Origin of the sequence: Flexivirga alba, from assembly GCF_042661025.1 — a bacterium.
GTDB lineage: Bacteria > Actinomycetota > Actinomycetes > Actinomycetales > Dermatophilaceae > Flexivirga > Flexivirga alba.
Genome location: NZ_JBHSWH010000001.1, coordinates 3,065,629 through 3,090,267, shown reverse-complemented (window position 1 = coordinate 3,090,267; position 24,639 = coordinate 3,065,629). Strand labels below are relative to the sequence as shown.

The window sequence follows — 24,639 nt, the reverse complement described above, 5'->3', positions numbered from 1 at the left end:
GCCTTGGACGACCTCCTTGGCCGTGTCGAGACGTGCCACGTCAGTGCCGGTTGTTGCGGCGGCGCATCGCGCGTCGTGCCAGCACACCGGCTGTGGTGCCTCCGACGCCGAGGAAGCCGGCCCCGACGATCAGCCCGGCCACGTCCGGGCCACCGAGCGAGACCAGGCCATCGGTCGGGATCACCGGCTGGGAGCTCGGCGGTGTCGGCTTCGGCGCCGGCGGCGTCGTCGAGGGCGGTGTCGGCGTGGGTGTCGGTTTGGGTGCTGCGACGGTCAGCGAGCCCCACTCGTTGATTTCACCGAACTGGGTGACCACCAGTCGTTTCTCTGCTCCCGCCTGCCACACGTTCTCGTTGATCGATCCGCACCAGTCGCCTGCCGTGACATCGCTGGGCAGCTTGCTGGTCAGGTGCAGCGGGATCTGCACGTCCGTGTTGGCCGCAACCCCAGTGACTTTCACGGTCGAGATCGTGGAGACCTTGCCTGCGTTGAAGGCCTTCTCCCACTGGTCGACGCCGACGTTCTCGCATGAGGCCACCCCGTCTGGGCGGCGCATGACGGCTGCGGTTGCGGTGATGTCGACCTTCTGCGATTCCAGACCTGATGTGGTCACCGTGTCGGTGATGGTCTTGCCGGGAACCCACTGCTGCGTGGACACCCGGGTGATCGCCTTCGGGGCCGCGACCTTGATCGTCACCGGTGTGCCAGTGCCTGCCCCTGTTCCCGCGGGCGCCGCGCCGATGACCCGCTGCTCCCCCACGTACGGGGCCGCGTATTCGTAGTAGCTGGACGCGGGGATGCCCGTGAAGGACCCGGTCAGGGTGACCTTGTCGCCGTTCTTGGCTGTCGGCGTCGCCGTCCAGGGCAGCTTTGTCGCGGCGGTGGAGGTTGTGCCGTTGATGGTTGCGCTGCTGCTCTTGCCTGTCTTCAGGGTGCGGATTCCGCTGGTGAAGGTGGCGCCCGTTGCGGTGGCACGGAAGGCGACCCCGGGCACGAACTTCCCTGTGGCTGAGGTGATTCCGACCGTCGCCGTCCCTGTCCGGACCGTGCCGGCGGTGGAGGGTGTACCCGCCGCGTTGGTCACCACCGGCTTGTATCCGCCGGCATAGTTCGCTGCTTCGGTGTTCAGCTGGGCGACGCGAGCCTTGATCGCCGTCTGGTCTGCCGTGCTGAGGGTGCCGAACGCCTTCTGGTCGAAGGACCATCCCGGGTCCAGCAGCTGGCGGGAGATGTAGGACAGCGCCCCGATCGTGGGCTTGTCGGAGCTGTTCGCATACCGGCTGAGCAGGTAGGACAGCTTCACTTGCTGGGTGCGGGTGACCGGTTTGGAGGGTGCCTGCGACGGTGCCAGGTTCTCCCCGTCGATGCAGTACACCAGCAGCCCGGCGTAGTTCATGCGGCCGAACCAGATCGAGTGCGATCCGCCTTTCGGCGACATCACCGGTTTCGTCTGGTATCCCGCGTAGGTCGGGGCGACGCGAGGGCTGGCCGCCAGCTTCGCCTGGCCGGCCGCCCTGTTGGGCGACACTCCCTGGTTGGTGATCGAGGATCCACCGGTGTCGGCGTGTGCCGGCGTGAATGCCGTGCCGGCAACGGTGAGCGTGAACATCCCCGCAGCTGCCAGCACTCGTACGCTGGTGTTCGATTTCAAGGCTTCCTCCTGGTCGACGAGCAGTGCACTTTCGTGCTGCTATCTCCCAGAAGGCGGCTGGCCGGTCTCTGGCGGTCACCGGCCACGATGTGTTTGCCGATCGGGTTGCAAGAATTTCGCCGGATCTTTCCGTGGCGTCGTTGAGCGGCGGCCGGGGATCGACGGCGGTCACGCTCGACTACGGCTTCTGCTGGGGGCCCGTCTCCTCGGATGCGCCGCCGACCTCGGCTTGTTCTCGGCCGGGCTCGGTGGTTGGCGAGGCCGGCGCCTTCGTGTAGGGCTTGTGCTGGCAGCAGCACGATCGTTGCGCGTCGGCGGGGCGGCGGGCGTCCTCGCAATCGGCAGGCTGGTGTGGCTCGCGGCACCCGGTGCAGATCATGGTTCGTCCTTCCTGTCGGCCCGGTTCCGCGCGACGACATCTCGCAGCGCTTCATCCCAGGCCGCTCTCTGGTGCACGCAGAGGCTGGCCCGCCACTGGGTGTACCGGTCCGCGTCGCGGCCGGTGGCCGGCTGCCCGTTGTCGTCGAGCACGATCCACGGCCTGCGTGGGCGCAGTTCCAGCGTGACCATGCCCGCCACCACAACGGCGACAGCTGGGGCCATCCACCACAGGCCGACCGCGGTGAGTGCTCGCATCAAGATGCCCGCTGACGCCAGTTGGAGGACGACCAGGATGATCCTGGTTGCTCTGCGGTTCATAGGTTTTCGCCTCTTCGGCTCAGGCTGCGGCGTGGGCCGCGTCGTACGCGTCGCGCACCGTGTTCGGGATCTTGCCGTAGTCCGGGCACTCGATGCCCTGGCCCTTGGCCCACTTGCGTACCTCTGGTGCTGGTGCGCCCAGCGGTGGCGCCGTCTTGGTGCTACGGGTCTTCGACCGCAGCTTCTTCAGCTCTGCCTCCAGTTCCTCGATCCGTTTGAGCCTCTTGGCGTTCGCGGCCTTCTCGGCCGCTTGGGCGGCTTGCTCACGCTCTTCTGTCTCGAGGCGCTGGCTGAGGTCACCGAGCAGACCAGCGACTTTCACCCCGAGTGCTCGGGTGCGCGCTTTCGGTGAGTTGGCGGCCGCGACGATGAGCTCGTTCGCGGAGGGCTTGACCTCGCGCGCGGTCGAGGTGCCCGGTCGCGGGTCGGATGGACGCGGGGTCGCCCGCGCAGGGTCGTGACGTCGCGCCGGCACGACGGCTCTGATGGTCGGACCTGGTGTCGCGGTCGCTGCCGCGGGTTCGTTGATCCGCTTCTCGAGCGCGTCGCGGGACCACTCCATCTTGTCCGGCTCGGGGTAGCCGTGGCTGACTTTGATGTCCTGGACCTGGGTGATCGCGAGGCCCGTCGCCTCGGCGATGAACGTGTCCGTGCGGCCGTTGATGAGGTGCTTGACGACGGTCAGAGTGATCTCGGTGGTGACTTGCTTGGTGGACATGACATGTATCTCCTCTTCAGGACTGTTTGAGTGTGCGTGCGAGTTTGCGACGGCGCCGTTCTGAGACGCCGCCCCAGATGCCGAAGCGTTCGTCATTGGCCAGGGCCTGATCGAGGCATTCGGCCGCGACAGGGCAGCTCTGGCAGATGCGTTTGGCGTCCTTGGTGGATCCGCCTTTCTCCGGGAAGAAGATCTCCGGGTCGGTCTGCCGGCAGAGCGCGTCGGCCTGCCAACCCAGGGACTGCTGCGGCGCCGCGGATTCCGGGACGACGGCTTCGATCGCCGGCGGGGCTGCCGGTTTGCGGGAGCGGTCGATGCCGTGCCGGACGGCGTAGTAATGAACCATCGAGGTACTCACGCCGACCGCGTCGGCGATCTCCTGGCTGGGCAGCCCGTCGCGGATCAGGCCGAGCATCAGCTCGCGCTGGTCCGTGCTCAACCGCTTGCCGCTCATGCCGCCGGCTCTTTCCAACCGGCCGGGATGCCGGCCGCCTTGCGGATCCGTTGCACGGTGCGGCCACTGACCCTGATGCGGGCTCCGATCTCGTTGTCGAACAGCCCTGTCGCGGCCAGCCGCCCTACCGCTTCGGCTCGCTCGGTCGCGGTGAGTTCGACGCGGTCGCCGGCCACTGCACGCATCACGGCGACTTCGTCGACCAGGTCGTCATCGACGGCGTCGTTGCTCCAAGGCTGCGCGGTCGGATCGTCGAGCGTCTCCTCGTCCCAGGCAAGCGGCGGTGCGAAACCGAGCCGGTGGGCGGCGGCGAGGGTCTGCCGGGAGGAACCGGGCTTGTCCCACAGCTGTTTGTAAGCCCGCAGCACTCGGTCGTGGTTGGCCCGGGAAATCCAGTCACCTGGGTGGTTCTTCACGTTCCTGACCGCGTCCGCAGTGGCGCCGTCCGCCATGGTCTCGGCGATCGTCGTCGACGAGTGGCCAATTGCCTGGAGGGCCTCGATCCGTCGACGGGCCCCGACCGCTGGCACGAAGTCGTCGGCGCCGCTGCGAGCCAGAATCGCGGCCGGAGTGACTGCCTGGATACGGACGGCGTATGGCCGCCGTACGTGCGCCTGCCCGCCGGAGATCTTGCTCACCTGGCTGAAGGAGACACCCGCCTTATCGGCGATCGCCCGCATCGACGCGCCAGCCGCGCGCAGCTGCTCGATGTGCGCCCGGATCGGCGCGGCGTCGACGTACCTGGAGATCCCGCGGTGTTGGTCGAGCCGGAAGTGTTTGGCCCAGCGCGGGTCCTTGGTGGGCATCACGAGCTCCTGGTCGACGCGCACCGTCCGCAGACGGCGACCGGCGTCGTACCGTCGCAGCTGCACACCGTGGTGGCGTCCCGATCGCCGCACTGGGCGCACAGGATCCGTAGGTAGGTGGCCGCGGCCGGTTCACCGTGGTGGTGCTCCCGGTTGTGCGTCCGGGCGAGCCACTCTGCCTCACCCAGACTGGCGCTCTCGATGATCGAGACCCCGCATGCCAAACAGCCGGCCGACCAGAGTTCGGCCGAACACGTGGGTTTGAGCACGCCGCTGACCAGCGAGTGCATCTCGCCCAGCATCATCGCAACGGCGCCATCGCTAGTGGCGACCTCGAATCGGTGACCGATCAGCAGGATGTCGACGACCCAGGAACCCGATCGCGGGTCCTGGTGGCCACGGGCAACGGAGAAGGCGCTCTCTCCGGTACCCAGCCGCAGCTCGAGGTATGTCTCGCTGTGCCGGATCAGGTCGACCGGGACCGCGGGCCCAATCGGCGGGGTCAGGATCCACGAAGTGACTTTTGGTCGGTCCGTCACCTGGGGAACCGTGTGTGCGTTCGTGAGCGTGGTCATGTTGAACACTCCTCTGTTTCCTGGGCTTTCACTGCTGTCGTCACATACGACCGAGAAGTTGACGACGTGGCCCGTAGACACGGACGGTGTCGCCGTCGCTCGGGCTGTAGTCGATCTGGCCGCCTTCACGGCGGACTGCCGCGGCCGCCGCGTCAAGTTCCCGATGAACCGCAAACAAGGCCTGGTGCCGCCGATCGCGGCGCTGGTCGTCGGCCGAGGTGACGCAATCCCCCGGCTGGCGACTCTCACGCTCAGCTCGCCAGGTCGCATACGCCTGGCGGTAGGCAGCGTTCGCGCGGATGAAGCCGGCCGCCGCGCGCTCCAACGTCGTCGCCTCCGGCGAAGTCGGGGGCGTGGCCACTCGAGGGGCGAAACCCACTCGGATTTCTCGAGTCTGGATGATGCTCACGTCTTCTCCTTAGTTGAGTAGAAAGAGTAGATACTTTGAGTGTGCTCCTTCGGTACTACGGTTCGCTGAGTTGCGCGCCGCCCTGTGGACAAGCCGCCCGCTCGGGGCGTCTCACTTCCCGAAGGCGTTCGCGGGCCTCGTGGCGGTCACCTGCGGCGACCACAGATGTTGTCGCTCTGTCCCTCTAGCGTGAGAGCACGACACCGACTCGGAGGGGAGACATGCTGGTGGCCAGGGAGGTCAAGAGCGGGCTGGTGCTGCTGCTGGCGGTGCTGGCGTATGTCGTCGGATATGGCTGGGCGGTGATGCTGTCCGTGCAGATCCTCCTTCACGGATATGGCCCGCCCGAAGGGTCGGGTTCAGGCTCGGGCTCGTCCAGCGACGGGGTCCTCTTCGCCGGCGAGGCCACACTCCTCGTCGTCGCGCTGTTGCTGGCCGGTGGCGCTGCCTGGTCACTGGGGCGGCCCGTACTGCTTGAGTGGTTGATTGGCCGCCGACACCGGGTGCCGGGCTGTGGCCTGCTCGTGGCCGGCGTCCTTCTGCTCCTGGACCTCGCAGGGTTTTGGTTGTTTGTCTGGATCAATCCATCGCAACCGGCGCAGGATCCGGCGACGCATGCTCTCTGGTACGACATCGCGCGTGGCATATGGCTCGGCGCGATCGGCGAGGAGTTCGTCGTCCTCGCGCTGCCGATCGTGGTCGTTCGGCAGCTCGCTCCACAGCTGCTCCAGCGAGCCCGGCCGACGGCAGTGTTCGTCGCACTGCTGGTGATCGCACGGATCGCCTACCACCTGTATCAAGGGGCGTGGGCCTGGTCGCATCTGCTGTGGGCCGTGGGGGCCGTGCTGCTCTATCTGTGGACGGGCCGCGTCTGGCCACAGATCCTCGCGCACGCGTTCTACGACACGACCCTGGCGCTCTACGACCACCACGAGATCTCACAGCCGGCAGAGATGGTCCTACTCCACGGTGTGGCGACCGCGCTGGTGATCCTCGGCCTGATCATGATGGCCCGCAGCCGCCGGCGACCAGCGACCTCCGCAAGGCCCGCCGGCGCTGAGCTCACACCGATGAGCTGAGCACTACCCCCGCCACCGAGGCCTCCACGACGGTCCCGCAGTCACGACATTCTCGGCCGAGTTCGCCAGCCTGGGTGTGCAAGTGCCAGCAGTCGTCCTCACGCCACCGAGCGATGATGCTCACCTCGGCGATGCGGTTGCGGCCGTGCGCGTCGGTGAATGTGACCAACAGGCCGCTCTCGCCGTGGATCGCACCGGCCGGGTCGAATGCGGGGTGCATGTCGGCGCTGGCACCGATTCCGTCGACGTGAGCATCGGAGCCATCGATGATGTGCATCAGATCGAGGCCGACGTCGCCCAGAGTGAGATCAGAGACGCTCACCGGTGTCGATGTCGGGCCGTGCGCTTCCGCAGTGTTGTTCATGGTCGAAATCCCTTCCAACGAATGGCTTTCGATTGAAACTACCCTTTCTACTCGACCGCCGATCGTTGTCCACAGGCGGACCGCTCTGCCCAGGTCGGGTGCGTCTTGATCAGCCTCGCCATGAGTCGAGCCTTCGCCGGCGGACTCGCCAGCCAAGCCGGTGCTCTATTGGCGGCCGCGAACGCGTCGGCCGCACGCTCCTCGGGTAGCACCACCCGGCGGGCCAGCACGGCCAAGGTGATTACGAACGCGATCGGCAACATCACGATCGACCATCGCCAGAATGCAGCGCCGATGATCGCCGCCAGCTCGACCGCGCCACCGGCAGCTAGGTAGGGCGCCGCAGCGCGCAGTTGCTGACGGCGGCCGCGGGCGTGCCCTAGCACGACGTGCCCAACCTCGTGCGCAACGTGGAAGCGCATGGTGGCGACGTCGACGAGGATTTCGGGAGCGAGCACCAGCTCAGCACCCGTGTCGGTCATCCGCGCCGCGCCACCTGTGCCGGTGGCCCACGTGATACTGGCCAGCTCGACTCCATGCGAGGCCGCCAGCTGGGTGGCCCACCGTTCGGCGTCGGCCGGCGCCGGCATAGTTCAGGCCCGACTGCGCGGCCGGTTCGGCAACCGGTCCGGTGCCGGCGGCAAACCACGCCGCCCGCGCCTGGAGCGCGTTTCACCGATCGCCGCCACGACCGCCTCGCGGGCGAACTGAGAGCGGCTGATCATCCGGCGGGCCTTGACTCGGTCGTCGACGATCGCCCGCTCGACCTGGTCCAGCAGCTCCTCGGGCACGACGTGCGTCTTGGTGAACCCATCGAGGGGCTCCCCCGCGTCTTTGAGTTCCTTCTGGCTACCGCTCGGGTTCCGATCCGGCGGTGGCACCTCGAGTGCCGCCCGCGACCGGGCGCTGCGTCGCACATGCCGCTTGAGGGCGTACTGAAACCACCCGATCCATGAGTCCGGGCTCTTCGACAGGTCGTCGAGGTCGGCCATGTATGCCGATCGCGACAGATCCCAGGTCGCCCGGTCCCAGTACACCGCGAACGCCGCGGATCCGGCGGGCAGGCTTGGTGTGCGCTTAGGCGCCATCCAGCTACCTCCCTCGTCTGCTCTCTCTAACTCGCCCCAAAGGGTAACTGCGGCCGAACAGACCGGCGTTGTTGTCGTCGTCGACCGTCTGCGCCAGGCCCCGAGGCCTAACACCCTCCCGGTATTCGACCGGAGGGTTCACGCCCTGCCAGCGCCGACCAGGTCGAGGGTAGGCCCGCGCCGCGCCGAGTCGCTCGTCACCGCTCCGGCGTCGGCGATTCCCACAGGGTCAGTGACCGCGCCGCGTTGTCCACAGCAGCCCGAGAGCCAGCCCGGGCCGTATGCGCGCGCGGGCAGGATAGCACTACCACTTTTTCTATTCCACTCAGGAGGAATCATGAGCACAGCCACCACCGAAAAAGCCGCTACCGAGACCGTGGTCGCTATTGACCCGCGCCAGGTGCAGATCGGCGCGAACGTGCGCCTGGACGCGAACGTCGACAAGGAATTCGTCGCGAATGTGCGCGAGGAAGGCGTCATTGTTCCGGTCGTCGGCTACTTCGATGGCGATGGCCATTACGTCGTCGTGGACGGTCAACGCCGCACCTTGGCCGCGATTGAGGCCAAGCAGGCGACCATCCCGGCATTCGCCACCCGCCGCCGCGAGGACGCTGACAGGATCGTTGCTCAGATGTCGGCCAACCATCACCGCGTGGGCATCACGGCGGCCGAGCGGGCGAAGGGCTTCGAGCAGTTGGCCGGGTTCGGTATGTCCGCCGCGCAGATCGTGAAAAAGACCGGTTACAAGCGGCCCGAGGTCGATGCCGGTCTGAAAGTGGCCGGGTCGGACCTCGCGAGCAAGGCGACCGAACGCTGGGGATTCCTCACCTTGGAGCAGGCTGCCGCCCTCGCCGAGTTCGACCAGGATGCCGACGCGCTCAAGGCCCTCACCGTCGCCGCCGAGCGGGGCAGCGGGTTCGACCACGAGTTGCAGCGGCAGCGCGACAAGCGTGAAGACCGCGAGGCAATCAAGGCGTTCGCGGAGCAATTGACCGCCGACGGCGTCACGGTGATCGAGCGGCCCCCGCACGACCACAAGACGATCCTGCGCCTGAACCACCTGGACGACGCAGAGGGCAGCCGGATCACCCCGAGACGCACGCCGACTGCCCCGGACACGCCGCCTACGTGACCCGCGAATGGCGCTGGATCGAGACCGACGCCGATGACGACGAAGACGCCACCGACGAGCAGGAGCAGGTGACGGTCGCGACCTACGTCTGCACTGACGCCAAGGCGCACGGCCATGTCGATCGCTGGGCGGGCGGCTACGGAGGCAGCGCCAAGAAGAAGGCCGCCGACATGAGCGAGGCCGAGCGAGAAGCCGCCCGCGCCGAGCGCCGCGACGTGATCGAGTCCAACAAGGCGTGGAAGTCCGCCGAGACGGTTCGCGCTGCTTTCGTGGTCAAGTTCCTGACGCGCAAGACCGCGCCGAAGGGTAGCGCCGCGTTCGTCGTCGCGACCATCGCCGAAGAGGGCCACTGGCTCAGTGACCACCGCACCCCCACCAAGGCAGACGAGCTGCTGAACGGCGGCAAGGCGCGGATGCGGGCCGACCGCGCGAAGGCAGCCGAGAACGTCACGGAGGGGCGCGCGCTGATGCTCGCGGTCGGCCAGTGCTGCGCCGCCTACGAGGCGCAGATGGGCACGCACACCTGGCGCAATGTGACCCCCGGCCCCGCGCGCTATCTAGCGTTCCTGGCAGCCAACGGTTACGAGCTGGCCGACGTCGAGAAGCGTGCCGCCGGACTCGACAAGCCCGCACCCAAGCCGCGTGCGAAGAAGGCCCGCAAGACGGCGACGCCCGAACCGCAGACGAGTCCCGCCGAGGGCGACGCCGCCGCCATCGACGACGCGCACCCGGCCGCCTGACCCCTCCCCCAACCTCGACGGCCGGTGGCGCGCACCCTGCGCGCCACCGGACCGACGAAAGGACTTCACCATGACCAGCGCCAGCCAGACAGTCACCGAGACCCCGGACGAGGTGTGCGCCTTCCTCAAGGTGCGCTTCAGCGGAGAACGACGATTCGTGTTCGTCACCCCGTCGTTCGGCACCACCCGTTTGAAGATGCACGCGGCGATGATCCCGACCCGAACGCGCGCGATTGCCGCCGCCGACGCTCAGCTGGAGCACGCGTCGGAGTACGGCATCGAGGCCGTCGCGGTCATGCAAGGAGGTCGGCGCGTGTTTCACCGGCTGGCCACGACCGCGAAGGAGGCAGCCCGATGAGCGTGCGCTACGAATGGATGCGCGCCCGCACGGCCAGCACCGAGGTTGTGACTGCCGGGTGCGAACTCGGCACGGAGGTCGTCGACGCACCCCTCGCGCTGCTGGTCGCGTGCGATGAGGTGACCGTGATCGAAGGCAGCGGCGAGGAGCTCCAGGAGCTACTGAACCGCGCACTGGACCAGGTCCGCGCGGCGACCGGTGATCCCTCATGAGCGCGGCCCCCGCACCCCCGTCCGACACGCCTTCCGCGTTCACCTATGACCGGTGGCGGCACGGCGGCTGGTACGTCCTCGAAGTGCGCTACCCCAACGGCGCGATTGGCTGCGTCAGTCGCAACTACCCGGACCGCAAATGGCGCATCGTCTGCGACCGGCGACCGGGCGACATCACCTACCGATCCCGCGACGCGGCCGCGCGCGCCGAGTACCAGCTAGCCCGCGCACAGCATGCCGACACATCGACCGCGAATTCGCCTGCCCCTGTGGACAACTCATCTTAGTAGAGTAGAAAAACTAGAATTGAGTTTGTCAGGACAGAGAACCACCCGAGAGGAACCACTCATGGCTCACCAGATCGAAACCCACGGCGACCAGGCCTCTGCCGTCTTCGCGCGCAAGGACGCGTGGCACCGGCTCGGCACCGTCGTGCGCGACCGCGCGTTCACCGCCGAAGAAGCGATGACGCTCGGCCACCTGGGCAATTGGAACGTCCGCAAGGTGCCGCTGACCGCGACCGAAATCACCGAGGACGGCGTCACGACGATGGACGCGCCAGGGTTCGCGACTGTGCGCACCAACCCGTTCACCGGCAAGCCCGAGGCGCTAGGCGTCGTCGGTTCCGGTTACACGCCCCTGCAGAACGAGGAGCACGCCGCGTTCCTCAACACGTTGTCGCACGAATCCGGCGCGGTCTTTGAGACGGCGGGCTCGCTGCGCGGAGGTCGTCAGGTGTTCATCACCATGCGGCTACCGGAGTCGCTGAAGGTGGGCGGCTCTGATCGCGTCGACCTCAACATTGTCGGCTTGAACAGCAACGACGGGTCATCGGCATTCCGCATCGCGATCTCACCCGTGCGTGTGGTGTGCGCCAACACTCAAGCCGCCGCGCTGCGTAACCACCTGGCCAGTTTCAGCATTCGGCACACGGCCAACGCCAAGAGCGCCGTGCAGGAGGCCCGCGACGCCCTGGGGCTGACTCTCGCCTACTGCGAAGAGTTCGAGGCCGAGGCCGAGAAGCTGATCCAGACCACGATGACCGACGCCGAGTTCGACGCGCTCGTGCGGCGCTGTTTCCCCGAACCGTCGTCCGCATCGGTGCGCACGCTCAACGCACACCGAGAGCGCAACGCCAAGCTGTCGCACCTGTGGCACGACGCCGAGACGCAGGCCGGCATCCGGGGCACCGCGTGGGCCGGCTACCAGGCGGTCGTGGAGTACATCGACCACTTCTCCCCCGTGCGGGCCGGCAACCGCGACCAGGCGTCCGCCCGCGCAGCCCGATTGCTCACCAGCGACGACCTGGCGCGGGTCAAGCGCACCGCGTGGGACGAGCTCGTCCCGGCCTGATCCCCGAGCAACGGTGACGCCGCGCCGATCCACGCGACGCGGCGTCACCGTCCACCACCACCGCAACCGATCAGCAAGGAGTCACCCTCATGACCACAACCCGACGCGACGGCGTCACCGCCCACCCGGACGGCATCCAGCTAGTGCTGGGCGAGTCCGTCGTTTTCCACGACGGCGACGGCAACGTGTTGACCGCCGCCGTACGCCGTGACGACGACGGCCCAGCGACCGTCGTCGTGACGGTCGAGAGCGATGCCCTCACCGTCACCCCGCGCACCGCTCGCGCCCTGGCAACCGCGTTGACCGGCATCGCCAACACCGCCGAGATTATCGAGTGCTTGCCCGTGTAGTTCCTGCCCTGACAAGACAAGGCGACCGGCTCACCCGAGCCGGTCGCCTTGTCGCGTCTCACCACAGCGCGAGCTGCTCCCCGAACAGCGCCCGCAGCCGCTCCAAGTCGTCGGCGACCTCACACGGATCCCGACGCGCCATATCGCGTAATTCGCGCGCGCGGCGACGTGCCCCGCGCGGATCGCCCAGCGGGGAGCCGGTCAACGCGCGACGGGCAACCCACTCGCGCCGGTTCTCGGCCGCCGACGACGCGACGACATGCCCCGGCCCGACCCGCTGACACAGCGGGTTGTCGCACTTGTGACCCAGCACGCGCACCGCGTCAAGTGCGTCGGCGCCGTGGACCAGGCCGAACGCGAACCGGTGCGCAACGACCACGCAGTCGTGACCGAACCAGAACCGACCGTGCCCGCGCCCGCTGATCGCACCGGTCCACCAGCCGCACCCAGTGCCCGGAACCTGCACCACCTTGGCCGCGTAGCGCGCGACGACTTCGGGGTCCGCCAGTGCCTCAGCCAGCGCGGCCACGCCGCCCGACCCGAGCCGCCGCGCGCTCACTGGCTCACGACGCCGCCGAGGTCGGCCTCCTCCTGTGCGGCCGGGTTGGCGGCATCCGCCGCCACGCGCCGTAGTCGTGCGACCTCGCGCGTGCTCACTTCATCGCCGCACCACTGCACGGCCTCGCGCGCCGAGAGCCGCTCGGTCTCGATCATCTCCGTCAGCGCCTCACCGGCGCGCCGGTCGGCTGCCTCGCGCTCGCGGATCGCGACCAGCACTTTGATCGCGAGGGCCTCCACCCGGCGCTCCCGCTCCGCGCGTTCCTCGCGTCTCCTGGATTGCGCATCCAGCGCCGCTCGCCGAGCTTCCTGCCTGATCGTCTGCTTGCCCATCGATGTGCACCTTTCTCGTGTCGAACCATCGCACCCCCTAAGACATCCCGACCCCCGTCAGCGGCCACCGCCGACCACCTGAGTTCCCGGCCAGCCAGCCAGCCACGACCCCTCGCCCGTTCCCCCTCCTGAACCTTGGAAGTCGAAGCCCTACACAGCTCTTGCATTCCCGGTTTTTGCTGATCTTTCAATTTGTGACCGCCAGGGCGGATCCCGCCCCTTCGGGAGGTGTGACGATGAGCATTCACAAGCTGACAGCAGGCTCCGGATACGACTATCTGACCCGCCAGGTGGCGGCCATGGACGCCACCGACAAGGGCCACACCGGCCTCGCGTCGTACTACAGCGAAAAAGGCGAGGCCCCCGGCGTCTGGGTGGGGTCCGGGATGGCCGGGATCGACGGCCTGTCCGCCGGAGACGTCGTCACCGCCGAGCAGATGCAGGCTCTGTTCGGTTCCGGGCACCATCCCCTTGCCCATGAACGGCGGGAAGCTCTCCAGGGCCCGGACCTGACGAACGCGGATTACCGAGCGGCGACCCGGCTCGGGGTGCCGTTCAAGGTGTACGAGAACGACGTCTCCACCTACCGGATCGAGGTGGCGAAGCGGCTGGCCGACCTCAACGAGGAGCAGGGACTTCCCAGGGATTGGCCGGTTCCTGCCGAGGACCGAGCCCGGATCCGCACCGAGGTCGGTCGGGAGTTCTTCCGGGCCGAACACGGCCGTGACCCCCAGGACGCTCGCGAGTTGTCCGGCACCATCGCCCAGCACTCACGCCCGAAAACGCAGGCGGTCGCGGGGTTCGACCTGACCTTCAAGCCGGTGAAGAGCGTGGCGGTGCTGTGGGCGTTGGCCGATCCGGCGATCGCCGCTCGGGTCGAGCGCGCGCACCAGGCAGCCATGAAGGACGCCCTCACTTTCATCGAGGAGAACGCGCTGTACTCCAGAGAGGGAACCAACGGAGTCCGCCAGGTCGACGTCAAGGGCTTGGTTGCCACAGCCTTCACGCACCGTGATTCGCGCGCCGGCGAGCCGCTGCTGCACACGCATGTGGCCGTCGCGAACAAGGTGCAGACGCTCGGCGGCAAGTGGCTGGCGATCGACGGCAGGGTCTTGTTCAAGGCGACCGTGGCAGCCTCGGAGGTCTACAACAGCTCGTTGGAGCGGCACCTGGCCACCGACCTGGGGGTCGAGTTCGAGGAACGCCCGGACGACGACCCGCGCAAGCGCCCGGTCCGGGAGTTGGTGGGCGTCGATCCGCGCCTGCGGGAACGGTGGTCGTCTCGTCGTGCGGCGATCGAGGTCCGCCGTGACGAACTCGCCACCGACTTTCAGCGCGCGCACGGCCGGCCGCCGACCCCCATCGAAGCGGTTCAGCTATCCCAGCAGGCCACCCTGGAAACTCGCGACCCGAAGCACGAGCCGCGCACCCTCGCCGAGCAGCGCGCAACCTGGCGGAAGCAGGCGCGCGAGATCCTCGGCGGCGACAAGGGCATCGCCTCGATGCTCTCGGAAACGTTGGGATCACGCTTCCCAAAAGGCTAAGCCGGTACGCCCGGGTCGACGTCACCAAGACGGCCCGGGCGGTCATCACACAGATGGAAAACCGGCGGTCCAACTGGCAGGTCTGGCACGTGCGTGCCGAGGCCGAGCGACAGATCCGCGGCGCGGGAGCATCACCCAAGCGCATGCCGGGACTCGTCGACCAGGTGGTCGCCCGTGCCCTGAAGATCTCAGTGTCGATGGCTCGCCCCGAGCGCGACATCGTCGAGCCGGAGCCCCAGCGGCGCCGGGACGGATCTTCGGTCTACTCGGTGGCCGGCGCCGATCTGTTTACGTCGACCAAGGTGATCGCGGCCGAGAAGCGGCTGGTGGAGGCTGCCAGCCGCACCGATGGGCTCGCCGTCGATGAATCAGCGGTCGATATGGCCCTCATGGAGAGCGTTGCCAATGGGGTCACGCTCAACGCCGGCCAGACATCACTGGTGCGTGAGATGGCCACCTCCGGGGCACGCCTCCAACTGGCGATCGCGCCCGCCGGGTCTGGCAAGACGACCGCCATGCGGGCCTTGTCTGGCGCGTGGATCGAAGGCGGTGGCCAGGTGCTGGGGCTCGCCCCATCCGCGGCCGCAGCGGCGGCACTGCGGTCCCAGATCGACACCAGTACCGACACCCTGGCCAAGCTCGTGCACGAGCTCACCAGCCGCGACCCGAACGCCCGCACCTGGCTTGACGTCCCGATCAGCGAGAAGAACGAGGCAAAGGCCGCCGGTGCCCGTTGGGATCCGCAGGCCCGCTCCTGGTACGCCCCCGCCGGCGCGAAACAGGTCGCCGAAGGGGCACCGCTGGCGCCCTGGCGGGTATCGGCCACCGATATCGGGCCCAAGACGCTGGTCGTGCTCGACGAGGCCGGCATGGCCGACACAATCTCCCTCGATCTGGCAGTCCAGTTCGTCCTCGACAGAGGCGGCAGCGTGCGCTTGATCGGCGACGATCAGCAGTTGGCCGCCATCGGCGCCGGCGGTGTCCTACGCGACATCCAAACCACCCACGGCGCCTGCCGACTGACCGAACTCGTCCGGTTCGTCGACCCCGCCGAGGGTGCCGCATCCCTCGCGCTGCGCGAAGGTCGGCCCGAGTCGCTCGGGTTCTATCTGGATCGGGACCGGGTCCACGTCGGTGACTTGGCGACCATGACCGAGGACGTGTTCGGGGCGTGGCAAGCCGACCGCGGCAAGGGTCTGGACTCCATCATGCTCGCCCCGACCCGCGAGCTGGTCAGCGAACTCAACCAACGAGCCCGCGCGCACCGACTCGAGGGTGCCGGTGACGACGCGGTCGACGAAGGGCCGACAGTGCGCCTGGCGGACGGCAACCTGGCCAGCGTCGGCGAACTGATCATCACCCGCTCCAACGATCGCCGGCTGCGGTCATCCTCGACCGATTGGGTGAAGAACGGCGACCGCTGGAGCGTGCTCCAGATCGACGACGGCCAGCTGCGGGTGCAGCACACCCAGAGCGGCCGGCTGGTCACCTTGCCGGCGGACTACGTCAGTAAGAACACCGAACTGGGCTACGCAACGACGGTGCACACGGCTCAGGGCGTGTCGGTGGACACCATGCACGGGCTCGCCAGCGGTGACGAATCACGGCAGCAGCTGTACACGATGTTGACCCGCGGAAAGCAGTCCAACCACGTGTACCTGGAGGTCGTCGGCGACGGTGACCCGCACAGCGTCATCCGCCCGGAGATGACCCACCCGTTGACGCCGACCGACCTACTCGAGCAGATCCTGGCGCGCGACGACGCACCCCGGTCGGCAACCACCATGCTGCGCGAGCAGAGCGAGCCGGCCACACTGCTCGGTCAGGCAACACAGCGTTACCTCGATGCCCTGTACACCGCGGCCGAGCATCAATTGGGCGCCGAGAAGGTCGCCGCTCTGGAAGCGGATGCCGAGCGTGTGGTCCCCGACGTCACCGAGCAGCCCGCCTGGCCGGCGTTGCGCGCCCACCTGATCCTCACCAGCGCTCACGGCGTCGACCCGATCGTGCAGCTGCGCTCGGCCGCCGAGTCTCGTGAGCTCGACACCGCCGGCGACACCGCTGCGGTGCTGGACTGGCGGCTGGACGACACCGGCCTGCGTGGTGGCGGCCGCGGACCGCTGCCGTGGATCCCCGGCGTGCCCTCGTCCCTGTCCGAGAACACGGTGTGGGGCTCCTACCTGGTCCAGCGGGCCGCGAAGGTCACCGACCTGGCAGCCACTGTTCGTGAGGAAGCAGCCACCGGTACGACGCCGAGCTGGGCATCCGCCGGTGCCGGCCGGCCCGCCGATGCGGTGCTGGGCGACGTGGCGGTATGGCGGGCCGCGATGCTCGTCGACGACGGCGACCGTCGTCCCACCGGTCGGGCGCAGATGCAGAAGGCGGCCGCGATCTGGCAGCGCAAGCTGAATGAGCGGCTCGTCGGCGACCGTGCCCCCGCGATGGAGGAATGGGGCCCGCAGATCGCCGCTGCCTCCCGTGCCACCGGCAGCGACCCGTTCGCGCCGATCCTGGCCGAACGGCTCGCTGCGATGGCCCGCTCCGGGGTCGACGCCGCCGGCATGCTGCGGCGTGCTGCCGCGACGGGCACCCTGCCCGACGATCACGCCGCTGCCGCGCTGTGGTGGCGCATCAGTCGTCACCTGTCCCCGGCCGTCGCCGAACAGGTCGACAAGGACCGCCACGTTGAGGCCGCCTGGACGCCGCGCCTGCCGGAGCTACTGGGCCAGGACCGCGCAGCCGAAGTGCAGGCCAGCCCGTGGTGGCCCACCCTGGTCACCACTGTGGACCGCGCGCTTCAGCGCGGGTGGTCGGTCGAAGACTTGTTCCGCAGTGAAGCAGACCAGCCGCTGGAGCCTGGCGACGATCCCTGCCAGGCCTTGATCTGGCGGTTGTCCGTTGCGATGGACCCCGTCCCCGACGAGCACTACGACGCCTACCCCGACGAGGACGAGGACCTGTGGGAACACGTCCCGTTGCCCGACGACGCCGTCGTGATGTTGCCCCCGACGTCACCGTCGATCAGCACCCGCCGCTCGAGGACGAACCACCGCCGGACCTGGTGGACGAGATCGACGAGGACGACCTGGAGCGGCAGCTGCTCCTGACCGAGCTGCGGCGTGATGCCCTCGGACCGCTGGAGATCTCCGACGAACAGATGGACCGGTCCGCCGACCGTGCGATGCGGTTCGCGAGCAGCCCGGTCAGCAACGACCGGATCGCGCACATCAACACGCTCACCCTCGCGTATTACCGCCAGCAGCTGCCCGGGTCGTGGGCTGCACAGCACCTGGTCGACCGGTTCGGCGACGATCTCGCCGCGGATGAACGATTCCGGCCCGGCTTCGCCCCGCCGGGGTGGGACCGCCTGGTCAAGCACCTGCGCACCTTGGGCGTCGGCGACGAGGAAATGGTCGCGGCCGGTGTCGCGAAACGGAACGAGTCGACCGGGCGGATCCGTGACCACTTCGTCAATCGCCTGGTCTTGCCGATCGTCCACCGCCGCGACGGCTGGGAGAACTTCGAGACCGTGCCCTTCGCCGGCGGCGATGTCGTCCTGGGCTTCGTAGGACGCCGGCACCCCGACCTCACGGACAAGGACAAGAGCGGCCCGAAATACCTCGACAGTCCGACCACCTCACTGTTCGCCATGGGCGCGCAGCTGTATGTCGCGGGCAACGATCTCTACGAGAACGGCGCGCGGCCCGTGCTCGTAGAGGGTCCGATGGACGCCATCGCGATCACCCTCGCCTCGGCGGGGCAGCTGGTCGGGGCCGCCCCGCTGGGCACCTACCTCACCGAGGAACAGTCCCAGCAGCTCGCTGCGATCCGGGAACACTTTGGCGCGGGCACCGCCTCCGATCTGGACTCCTCCGCGACAGAGTTCGACCCGTGGCTGATCGTCGCCACGGACAACGACGAGAACCTGTCCGGACAGGTAGCCGCCGAGCGCGACTACTGGCTCCTGGCCCCCCACGACCTGGACTCCGGCCACGCCACATTCCCGTCCGGTCTCGACCCGGCCGACATGTACACGCTGCGTGGGCCGGCCGCGCTGCGTGAGGTGCTCAAGCAGCCGAACGCGCTGGCCAATTCGCTGCTGGAAGAGCGGCTGACCAACCTGCCTCCGGGCCAGGCCCGCACGGCCGGGGCACAGATCATCGCTGCCCGCCCGGCACGGCACTGGCAGGACGGGACGACACGTATCTCCGACCGGCTGCACATCAGCACCGCTATGGCACAGCGCGACTTGATCCCGGCCGCCGACTCCTGGGTGGGCGATCGCCGCCAGGCGGCGCGCACCCAGCTCGACCAGGTTGCGGAGGTGCGAGATCGCATGAAGCAGGCCGCTCAGCTGCCACCGCACGAGCGGTGGGCCGGTCTCGCCGGCGAACTCGACCCTCGACTCCCCCGGCAGGCCGACTGGCCGGCGTTGGCGCAGATGCTCGACCAGGCAGCCGCCGAAGGACACGACGTGCCGGCAGTCGCGCGCCAGCTGGTCGCTGAACGTCCGTTGGCCGAGCAGCCAGCCCAGGACCTGCGCTACCGCCTGGTCGCGACGCTCGACGTCCAGGTCGACACCGGCGGACCAGTTTCCGGCACACCTCAGTCGGGTGCTGCGCAGGAGCGGCGCTCACCGACCACGGCACCGACCGATCGCCCGGTCGGTCCTCGCCGATGACCAGCCCTGCCGTCGTCGAGCAGGTTGCGGCGCTGCGGGCCCGGCTGCTCGAGCCAGGCAACGTCGAGCAACTGCGCATCACGGCACTTCGCGACGACCTGATCGTGATCGCCTTGCTGCAAGTCCCGAAGCCGTTGCGCCGTAACGGCATTGGGACTCAGACTCTCTGCGCCCTGACGGCGGCCGCCGATCGTCACGGCTGGATTCTCGCGGGCACTCCGGACACCTCATTCGGTTCGTCCCGTGCCGGCCTCGACCGGCTGTATCGGCGGTTTGGGTTCACGTCCAACCGTGGCCGGCACGCCGACTTCACGATCTCCGAGAGCCTCGTACGCACACCCCAGCGGATGTCTAGGACCTCCACCCGCAGCGACCGCGGCCCGTCGACTGACCTGGATCGCGCCGAGGCCCAGCAGGTCAGCAGGCGTCGAGATCCGGCCCGGCCGGATCCGGCACCGAACATGACCGTTCGCCTGCGCGCACCCCGGCGCTGAAGAACTAGACGTAGCGTGCCGGGGCTGTGGATGACGCAGCGGCGCGAGCTGCCGATTCCCGTACCGTCAGCGCCATGGGCACCGCAGGTTTCACCGTGGCCGCGGCACTAGTCGGCGCACTCACCGGGGTCCTGAGCGTCCGCAACCTACGCGCCCTGCGGTACCGCTACGACAACGAAGCTGCTCTTCCGCAGCCGTCCTCGGTGGCATGGGTGTTGCCGACTGCCGTGATAGCCGCCGCGGCCCTGGGCCTGCGGTTATCACCCGACCGGCCGTGGGCGTTGCTGTTACTGGCGCCATTGGCGATCACCGGGCCGTGGCTCGCCGCGGTCGACCTGGACGTGCACCGGCTGCCGGATCGCGTGCTCGGACCGGTTGCGGTCGCCTCGCTACTCGCGGTCATCGTTGTCTCGGCCGTGACCGACCGGCTCCAGGTCCCGGTCCTCGGTGGAGTCGGCCTCGTCCTCGCCGGTGGCTGCTACTTCACGCTGCACGTGGCCGGCGGTGGCGCGGTCGGGCTCGGCGACGTCAAGCTCGCGGCCATCCTGGGCCTCACCCTCGGGGCTGTCGGCCTTGGTGTGCTGTGGTGGGCGATGTTGCTGTCCTCGTTGTTGTGCCTGGCGTGGGTCGCGGTCACGCGGCGCGGCAAACCCAGCAGCACTCGGATCGCGTTCGGACCGTGGATGCTGCTGGGCTCACTCATCGCCGTGGCGGTCCTCGCGCCCTGATCTTCGACTACTCCGGTTGGGGACCGTCCGGCACATCGCCCAACTCGCCGGTGTCCAGGTTGACCGAAGCCAGCCGGGGGCGGCTCTCCTCCTCGACCTTGTGCTCGATCCTGCGGCCGAGTGCGGTCGTACGAACGTCGGCGGCGTAGGTCTCCTGCCGCTCATGCACCGTCTGATCGCTTGTGAACCGGGCATACCGGCCTCGGCCCGGCCAGCCCTGGTGGCCGTCCTCGCAGTGATCTTTGAGCCGGTTGCGCATCCGGTCGGCGAACGCCGGCAGCGCGTAGCGGTGCCATTCCTCCATCGCGTTGCTGTCGAAGGCGAGGCCCGCGCGGCGACGTTGGTCCGCCAGCACCGCGATCTCGTGCACCAGATGAGGGTGCTGAGGCCAGCAAGGAGGAATCGCCCCGGCCACGTCCCAGGTGTACTCCCGATTGAGCCAGCTGACGACTTCCTCCAGCCACTCCCACAGCTGCTCGCGCAGTTCGGGTCGACGACACGTCGGCGGATCCCACGGCCGCGGCAGCATGTGCAACGGCCCGAGAGCCTTGACCTGGTCCTTGTCGCCATTGGCGGCGATGCTGAGCTCCCGGTAGGCCAGCCGCACCATGCTGCCGCCTTCCGGGAAGGGGCGCACCATCGAGGCGACCAGGGGTTCACGCGCGGCATCGGTATTCACTGCTGACTCCTGTCAACGGTCAGGCCCCGGCGCTTGGCTTCCACCAGGGCTGCGGTCGTGCGGGCTTCGGGGGTGATGGCCTTGCGGCGGGCCGCCGCCAGAGAAACCCGCAGCTTGTCCTGCTCGGCCAGCAGCTGCTTACCTGCGGCCCCGTCGATGGACCGATGCAAGCGGGCGATGATCGACTTCCCGTTCTCGGCGATCACCAAGGCGTGCCGCTCCTCCAACTGCCGAATCTCCTCCGGCCGCAGGATCGCGATGTCCTCCCCTGAGGTGGTGCGTCCGCCCATCTGCCCGGTCTGCCAACTGGTGCGTGAGACCCGGACCATGCCGACCAGGTCCGAAATCTCCTGGTTGAACGCCACGTCCTTGGAGCCGCCGAACACGATCACCGAGTTGGTCAACCCGAACAACGCCCGAGCATCGTTCTCACCGAAGATCGAGGAGAGCTGGCGCCAGGTCTGCGCCGCATAAATGAACGACAATCCCAGGGCTCGTTCGTTGGCCATTCGGGTCCGCAGCGTCGGCAGTGGCGCTGTCGACGGCAGCTCGTCCAGGCAGGCCAGGAATGGTGGGCACAACCTGCCCCACGGTGAGTTGTTGGCCGCTAGTAGCGCCATATCGAGGACATGCTCGGCGACCGCGGTCATCAGCGGCGATGCGCTGGCGTACGGGTCTTCTCGGCCGAGCAGGTAGATCGTCCCGCCCTGCTGGATGACCTTGGCGATGTCGGTTGCCGGCCGGCCTTCTCCGGGCACGCACCGGCGGCGGATGTCTTGCTGGAAGAACAGGCTCATCGCTTGCTGCACCGTGGTGATGGTGTTGCCGGCGGTGCGATCGTCGCCGTTCAACGCCCCATGCAGCAGACCGTGCCAGAACGGCGCTGCGTGTGGGTGCTCGCGCAATATCTCGGTCGGGTCGGTGGTGCTCTGCGGATTCGCCACCCACCGCAATACGTCTTCCAGGGTCCTGCCACTCAGTGCGGCAGCGTGGAAATAGGCCTGGAGGACCTTGGCTGCCTCCGCGGCGTAGAACCGGGCGGCGTCATCGCCCTGCCCTCCCTGGATAGCTCCCTTGACGGTGCCGGCAGTGAACGCTTTGGCTCGGCGTTCCGCGATCATCGAGTCGACGCAGCCGGCAATCGGGTCGAAGATCAGCTCGTCCAGTCCGCTGGCCAGCCCGAAGGGGTCGAGCACCACACACGGTCGGCCATCTCGCCGCCGGGCGGTCAGGCTCAGCAAGAGGTCGTCGAGCTTGGTCAGTGTGACCAACGCCCCACCGGGTGCGCCGAGTAGCGCTGGGATCAGCAGATCGAGGGTTTTACCAGAGCCCTGGGGTCCGATCACGCCGGCGGTACGGTCCCACGGCTGCCACAGCTCGCCACCGCGTGGCTCGTGCGCTGTGCCGATCTTCCAGCCGACCTCGGCCGGGTCTACCCGTAACGCCCTCATCGGCTGCTCCTCTTGCCGTACAGATCCGGTCGGACCACCGGCGCGACCTCCCGCAAATGCGACCGGCCCAGCAGTTCTTCAGCTTCCGCACGGCTGGCCATTCCGCGCAGTCGGTTCGGTCCCCAACGGTCCATCCCAACTTTCACGCCCCAGCCTGCGGCCACGATCAGGCCCAGTTCGACGACGATCACGCACGCCCACAACAGATGCGCGCCGGCGACGTGGCCTGCGCCAGTGAGTCCGCTATCGGCGTGCCCGCCCAAGACCCCCGGCAAGCTGCTGAACAGCTCGGCTCTGGGCGCCCACGTCCAACCGTCCCCCGACAACAGGTTTGCGATCGCTCGACCCAGCTGCACGCCGAGCGACAACACCACCAGGACGGCCACCGTGATCGCGAACGGAATCTCCCACGTCCACGGGACGGGGTCGCGGCGACGAGCTCTCTGCATCGTTCCTCCTAGGTTGGCTCTGCTGTCCCGAAGGAGAAGGAGGCCCTCCCGGCGGTCACCGCCGCTCACCCGATTCGGACGCCCGCGATGACGGAGGGTGACTGACTCGTGGGCAGTCCAGATATCTAAAATATAGCTAACCTATTTATTTACATTGTGTGTTTGCCGCTATCCGAGATGTCAATGTCACCCACGCGCCACACCTGGAAGATGTGCTTGTTCTTCATGTCATACGAGTAGTCGGTCATCGCGACGCCGATGTTCGGGTTCTGCGCGCCTATCGCTTGATGTGTGGCGGGGTTGAAGACCATTTCGACGTGGCCGATGGCGTTGGGGCCGAGGTAGCTGTCGAAGAAGATCAGGTCGCCAGGCTTGGCGTCGCTGGGTGACACCCGGAATCCGTTCCCGGACGCGAGCCATTTCTGCTGCACTTGGGCGGTCCTCGGCATGGTGATGCCTATTTGTCGGTATGCCGCCGAGGCGAAGCTGGAGCAGTCCCAGGTGTGCGGCCCGTTGGCCCCCATCACGTAGTTGTCTCCCAGGTGGCTCCTGGCCCAGGTGAGCAGTTTCTTCACTCGTTTGCTCTTCAGCGGAGGCAGGTCTGGGTTTCCGTTGCCTTTCCCGGTACCGCACTCGGTGGGGTCCCCTTGCACGGTGCCGCCACCGTATTTGGCGGCGTAATACAGCACGTCGTTGACGTACCACTGGGCGTGGTTGTATCCGAAGATCGCCCTTTTGACGCCTGCTGCTCCGCCGGTGGTCACGCCGAGCTTTGTCAGGTAGTTCGCCGCCGTCATGATGGAATCGGCGTTGTTGTCGATGTCGGCTTTACCGTCGCCGTCGCCGTCGACCCCATATGTCGCCCAGGTCGAGGGCATGAACTGCATCAGCCCCTGGGCGCCGGCCGAGCTCACACCCAGATCAAACCCGTGCGAGGTCTCCTCCATGCCGATTCCGGCCAGCAGGGTCCACGGCAACTTGTACCGCTTGGCGGCCTTCACGTAGAACGCCTTGATAGCGCTGGGGATGACGATGGGCGGGTTGTGCAGCGACGCCTTCCGTGGCTTCCCGGGCGGCGGCAGCGGGAACCCGATCCCGCCTTCCCCGCCGGGGTCACCCGGGGGCGTCTTCTTGGGTGGGGCCGGTGCGACTTGTTGCCCGTTGAGGGGTGCCCCGTGCTGGCTCATGAACGGCACGGGGTTGATGTATTTACCGTTTTCGGCGACGCCGAAGTGCAGGTGGTTGCCGGTCGAGTTTCCTGTCGACCCTTCCAGCCCAAGACGCTGCCCGATGGTGACCTTCGATCCGACCTTGATCTTCGCGTCGAGCTTGGCCATGTGGCCGTAGGTCGTCGAGATCCCGGAACTGTTGTCGAGTACGACGGCGTTCCCCAGGCCGCCGTAGGGGCCCGCGACTTTGACGGTGCCGGCCGCGGCGGCGAGCACCGACCCCGGATTGGGGAGCATCGCGATGTCGACGCCTTCGTGGTAGGTGGAACCGACGCCGCCACCTGGTGATGTCCGGTGGCCGAACCCGGAGGTGATGACGTACTTCTGCGCAGTCGGCACACGCCATGGGCCGGTTGCGACCGTCGAACCCGACTGGCATTCCTGCGCTTTGAGCTCTTCCCCGGCGGCTGGGGATGACACCACGACGATCATCACGGCTGCCGCGAGGGGTGCGGCCACCATGAGGGCCAGGACCATCGCGAGACCGATGACGACCTTCTTCATG

At 67.9% G+C, this 24,639-nt stretch carries 30 protein-coding genes; 13 read left to right on the top strand and 17 right to left on the bottom strand.

What is annotated here, in order from left to right:
* Positions 1-40 precede the first annotated feature (40 nt).
* The 8 genes from ACFQDH_RS15120 to ACFQDH_RS15085 form a co-directional block, all read right to left on the bottom strand.
* On the bottom strand, positions 41-1,651 hold the full coding sequence (locus tag ACFQDH_RS15120; RefSeq protein ID WP_382403205.1) for a hypothetical protein: 1,611 nt from the start codon (positions 1,649-1,651) through the stop codon (positions 41-43).
* A 178-nt stretch (positions 1,652-1,829) separates the two neighbouring features.
* Positions 1,830-2,030, bottom strand: a complete 201-nt coding sequence (locus ACFQDH_RS15115; protein WP_382403203.1) for a hypothetical protein — start codon at positions 2,028-2,030, stop codon at positions 1,830-1,832.
* The gene (locus tag ACFQDH_RS15110; protein WP_382403202.1) at positions 2,027-2,350 is read right to left on the bottom strand and encodes a hypothetical protein; all 324 of its coding nucleotides are present in this window, start codon (positions 2,348-2,350) and stop codon (positions 2,027-2,029) included. The genes ACFQDH_RS15115 and ACFQDH_RS15110 overlap by 4 nt, the downstream gene beginning before the upstream one ends.
* Positions 2,351-2,369: 19 nt before the next feature.
* Positions 2,370-3,068, bottom strand: coding sequence for an Lsr2 family DNA-binding protein (locus tag ACFQDH_RS15105; protein WP_382403201.1), 699 nt, complete (start codon positions 3,066-3,068; stop codon positions 2,370-2,372).
* Positions 3,069-3,084: 16 nt separating this feature from the next.
* A complete protein-coding gene (locus tag ACFQDH_RS15100; protein WP_382404874.1) occupies positions 3,085-3,414 on the bottom strand; it encodes a WhiB family transcriptional regulator in 330 nt (109 codons plus the stop codon).
* A 104-nt stretch (positions 3,415-3,518) separates the two neighbouring features.
* Complete coding sequence (locus tag ACFQDH_RS15095; RefSeq protein ID WP_382403200.1) at positions 3,519-4,328, bottom strand: hypothetical protein; 810 nt, start codon at positions 4,326-4,328, stop codon at positions 3,519-3,521.
* Complete coding sequence (locus tag ACFQDH_RS15090) at positions 4,328-4,903, bottom strand: hypothetical protein (protein ID WP_382403199.1); 576 nt, start codon at positions 4,901-4,903, stop codon at positions 4,328-4,330. Before ACFQDH_RS15090 ends, ACFQDH_RS15095 begins: the two co-directional genes overlap by 1 nt.
* 40 nt (positions 4,904-4,943) lie before the next feature.
* On the bottom strand, positions 4,944-5,312 hold the full coding sequence (locus ACFQDH_RS15085) for a hypothetical protein (RefSeq protein ID WP_382403197.1): 369 nt from the start codon (positions 5,310-5,312) through the stop codon (positions 4,944-4,946).
* A 221-nt stretch (positions 5,313-5,533) separates the two neighbouring features.
* Here ACFQDH_RS15085 and ACFQDH_RS15080 point away from each other — a divergent pair, with 221 nt between their 5' ends.
* The gene (locus ACFQDH_RS15080; protein WP_382403196.1) at positions 5,534-6,391 is read left to right on the top strand and encodes a CPBP family intramembrane glutamic endopeptidase; all 858 of its coding nucleotides are present in this window, start codon (positions 5,534-5,536) and stop codon (positions 6,389-6,391) included.
* Here the strand turns inward: ACFQDH_RS15080 and ACFQDH_RS15075 are convergent.
* The 3 genes from ACFQDH_RS15075 to ACFQDH_RS15065 form a co-directional block, all read right to left on the bottom strand.
* Complete coding sequence (locus ACFQDH_RS15075; protein WP_382403195.1) at positions 6,375-6,755, bottom strand: hypothetical protein; 381 nt, start codon at positions 6,753-6,755, stop codon at positions 6,375-6,377. The two genes, ACFQDH_RS15080 and ACFQDH_RS15075, sit on opposite strands and share 17 nt — an antisense overlap.
* A gap of 47 nt (positions 6,756-6,802) precedes the next feature.
* A complete protein-coding gene (locus ACFQDH_RS15070; RefSeq protein WP_382403194.1) occupies positions 6,803-7,237 on the bottom strand; it encodes a M48 family metalloprotease in 435 nt (144 codons plus the stop codon).
* 111 nt (positions 7,238-7,348) lie between these two features.
* Positions 7,349-7,843, bottom strand: coding sequence for a hypothetical protein (locus tag ACFQDH_RS15065; RefSeq protein WP_382403193.1), 495 nt, complete (start codon positions 7,841-7,843; stop codon positions 7,349-7,351).
* A 337-nt stretch (positions 7,844-8,180) separates the two neighbouring features.
* Here ACFQDH_RS15065 and ACFQDH_RS15060 point away from each other — a divergent pair, with 337 nt between their 5' ends.
* The 7 genes from ACFQDH_RS15060 (at position 8,181) to ACFQDH_RS15030 (ending at position 11,988) form a co-directional block, all read left to right on the top strand.
* Complete coding sequence (locus tag ACFQDH_RS15060) at positions 8,181-8,975, top strand: ParB/RepB/Spo0J family partition protein (protein ID WP_382403192.1); 795 nt, start codon at positions 8,181-8,183, stop codon at positions 8,973-8,975.
* The gene (locus ACFQDH_RS15055; protein ID WP_382403191.1) at positions 8,972-9,715 is read left to right on the top strand and encodes a hypothetical protein; all 744 of its coding nucleotides are present in this window, start codon (positions 8,972-8,974) and stop codon (positions 9,713-9,715) included. The genes ACFQDH_RS15060 and ACFQDH_RS15055 overlap by 4 nt, the downstream gene beginning before the upstream one ends.
* 70 nt (positions 9,716-9,785) lie before the next feature.
* A complete protein-coding gene (locus tag ACFQDH_RS15050; protein ID WP_382403190.1) occupies positions 9,786-10,073 on the top strand; it encodes a hypothetical protein in 288 nt (95 codons plus the stop codon).
* Positions 10,070-10,285 (top strand): hypothetical protein, encoded by a 216-nt coding sequence (locus tag ACFQDH_RS15045; RefSeq protein ID WP_183320281.1) that lies wholly within the window; start codon positions 10,070-10,072, stop codon positions 10,283-10,285. Before ACFQDH_RS15050 ends, ACFQDH_RS15045 begins: the two co-directional genes overlap by 4 nt.
* The gene (locus ACFQDH_RS15040; RefSeq protein ID WP_382403189.1) at positions 10,282-10,572 is read left to right on the top strand and encodes a hypothetical protein; all 291 of its coding nucleotides are present in this window, start codon (positions 10,282-10,284) and stop codon (positions 10,570-10,572) included. The genes ACFQDH_RS15045 and ACFQDH_RS15040 overlap by 4 nt, the downstream gene beginning before the upstream one ends.
* Positions 10,573-10,633: 61 nt before the next feature.
* Entirely contained in the window at positions 10,634-11,638 is a 1,005-nt protein-coding gene (locus tag ACFQDH_RS15035) for a DUF932 domain-containing protein (RefSeq protein WP_382403188.1), read from the top strand.
* Positions 11,639-11,727: 89 nt separating this feature from the next.
* Positions 11,728-11,988, top strand: coding sequence for a hypothetical protein (locus ACFQDH_RS15030; protein WP_382403187.1), 261 nt, complete (start codon positions 11,728-11,730; stop codon positions 11,986-11,988).
* 58 nt (positions 11,989-12,046) lie between these two features.
* Here the strand turns inward: ACFQDH_RS15030 and ACFQDH_RS15025 are convergent, their stop codons facing one another.
* Positions 12,047-12,547, bottom strand: a complete 501-nt coding sequence (locus tag ACFQDH_RS15025) for a hypothetical protein (protein ID WP_382403186.1) — start codon at positions 12,545-12,547, stop codon at positions 12,047-12,049.
* A complete protein-coding gene (locus ACFQDH_RS15020; RefSeq protein WP_382403185.1) occupies positions 12,544-12,879 on the bottom strand; it encodes a hypothetical protein in 336 nt (111 codons plus the stop codon). Before ACFQDH_RS15020 ends, ACFQDH_RS15025 begins: the two co-directional genes overlap by 4 nt.
* Positions 12,880-13,115: 236 nt before the next feature.
* On the opposite strand from ACFQDH_RS15020, the gene mobF reads away from it, so the two are divergent.
* The 5 genes from mobF (at position 13,116) to ACFQDH_RS14995 (ending at position 20,326) form a co-directional block, all read left to right on the top strand.
* Entirely contained in the window at positions 13,116-14,423 is a 1,308-nt protein-coding gene (gene mobF, locus ACFQDH_RS15015) for a MobF family relaxase (protein WP_382403184.1), read from the top strand.
* A gap of 53 nt (positions 14,424-14,476) precedes the next feature.
* Positions 14,477-17,530 carry an AAA family ATPase gene (locus ACFQDH_RS15010; RefSeq protein WP_382403183.1) on the top strand — a complete coding sequence of 1,018 codons (3,054 nt, stop codon included), beginning with the start codon at positions 14,477-14,479 and terminating at the stop codon, positions 17,528-17,530.
* On the top strand, positions 17,485-19,104 hold the full coding sequence (locus tag ACFQDH_RS15005; protein WP_382403182.1) for a toprim domain-containing protein: 1,620 nt from the start codon (positions 17,485-17,487) through the stop codon (positions 19,102-19,104). Before ACFQDH_RS15010 ends, ACFQDH_RS15005 begins: the two co-directional genes overlap by 46 nt.
* Positions 19,101-19,598, top strand: a complete 498-nt coding sequence (locus ACFQDH_RS15000; RefSeq protein WP_382403181.1) for a hypothetical protein — start codon at positions 19,101-19,103, stop codon at positions 19,596-19,598. The genes ACFQDH_RS15005 and ACFQDH_RS15000 overlap by 4 nt, the downstream gene beginning before the upstream one ends.
* 74 nt (positions 19,599-19,672) lie before the next feature.
* Positions 19,673-20,326 carry a prepilin peptidase gene (locus ACFQDH_RS14995; protein WP_382403180.1) on the top strand — a complete coding sequence of 218 codons (654 nt, stop codon included), beginning with the start codon at positions 19,673-19,675 and terminating at the stop codon, positions 20,324-20,326.
* A gap of 7 nt (positions 20,327-20,333) precedes the next feature.
* On the opposite strand, the gene ACFQDH_RS14990 is transcribed toward ACFQDH_RS14995, so the two are convergent.
* The 4 genes from ACFQDH_RS14990 to ACFQDH_RS14975 all read right to left on the bottom strand — a co-directional run bounded on the left by ACFQDH_RS14990 (position 20,334) and on the right by ACFQDH_RS14975 (position 24,638).
* Entirely contained in the window at positions 20,334-21,005 is a 672-nt protein-coding gene (locus tag ACFQDH_RS14990) for a hypothetical protein (RefSeq protein WP_382403179.1), read from the bottom strand.
* Positions 21,002-22,456, bottom strand: coding sequence for a type IV secretory system conjugative DNA transfer family protein (locus tag ACFQDH_RS14985; protein ID WP_382403178.1), 1,455 nt, complete (start codon positions 22,454-22,456; stop codon positions 21,002-21,004). Before ACFQDH_RS14985 ends, ACFQDH_RS14990 begins: the two co-directional genes overlap by 4 nt.
* The gene (locus tag ACFQDH_RS14980; RefSeq protein WP_382403177.1) at positions 22,453-22,905 is read right to left on the bottom strand and encodes a hypothetical protein; all 453 of its coding nucleotides are present in this window, start codon (positions 22,903-22,905) and stop codon (positions 22,453-22,455) included. The genes ACFQDH_RS14985 and ACFQDH_RS14980 overlap by 4 nt, the downstream gene beginning before the upstream one ends.
* 149 nt (positions 22,906-23,054) lie before the next feature.
* Positions 23,055-24,638 (bottom strand): peptidoglycan DD-metalloendopeptidase family protein, encoded by a 1,584-nt coding sequence (locus ACFQDH_RS14975; protein ID WP_382403176.1) that lies wholly within the window; start codon positions 24,636-24,638, stop codon positions 23,055-23,057.
* Position 24,639 lies beyond the last annotated feature (1 nt).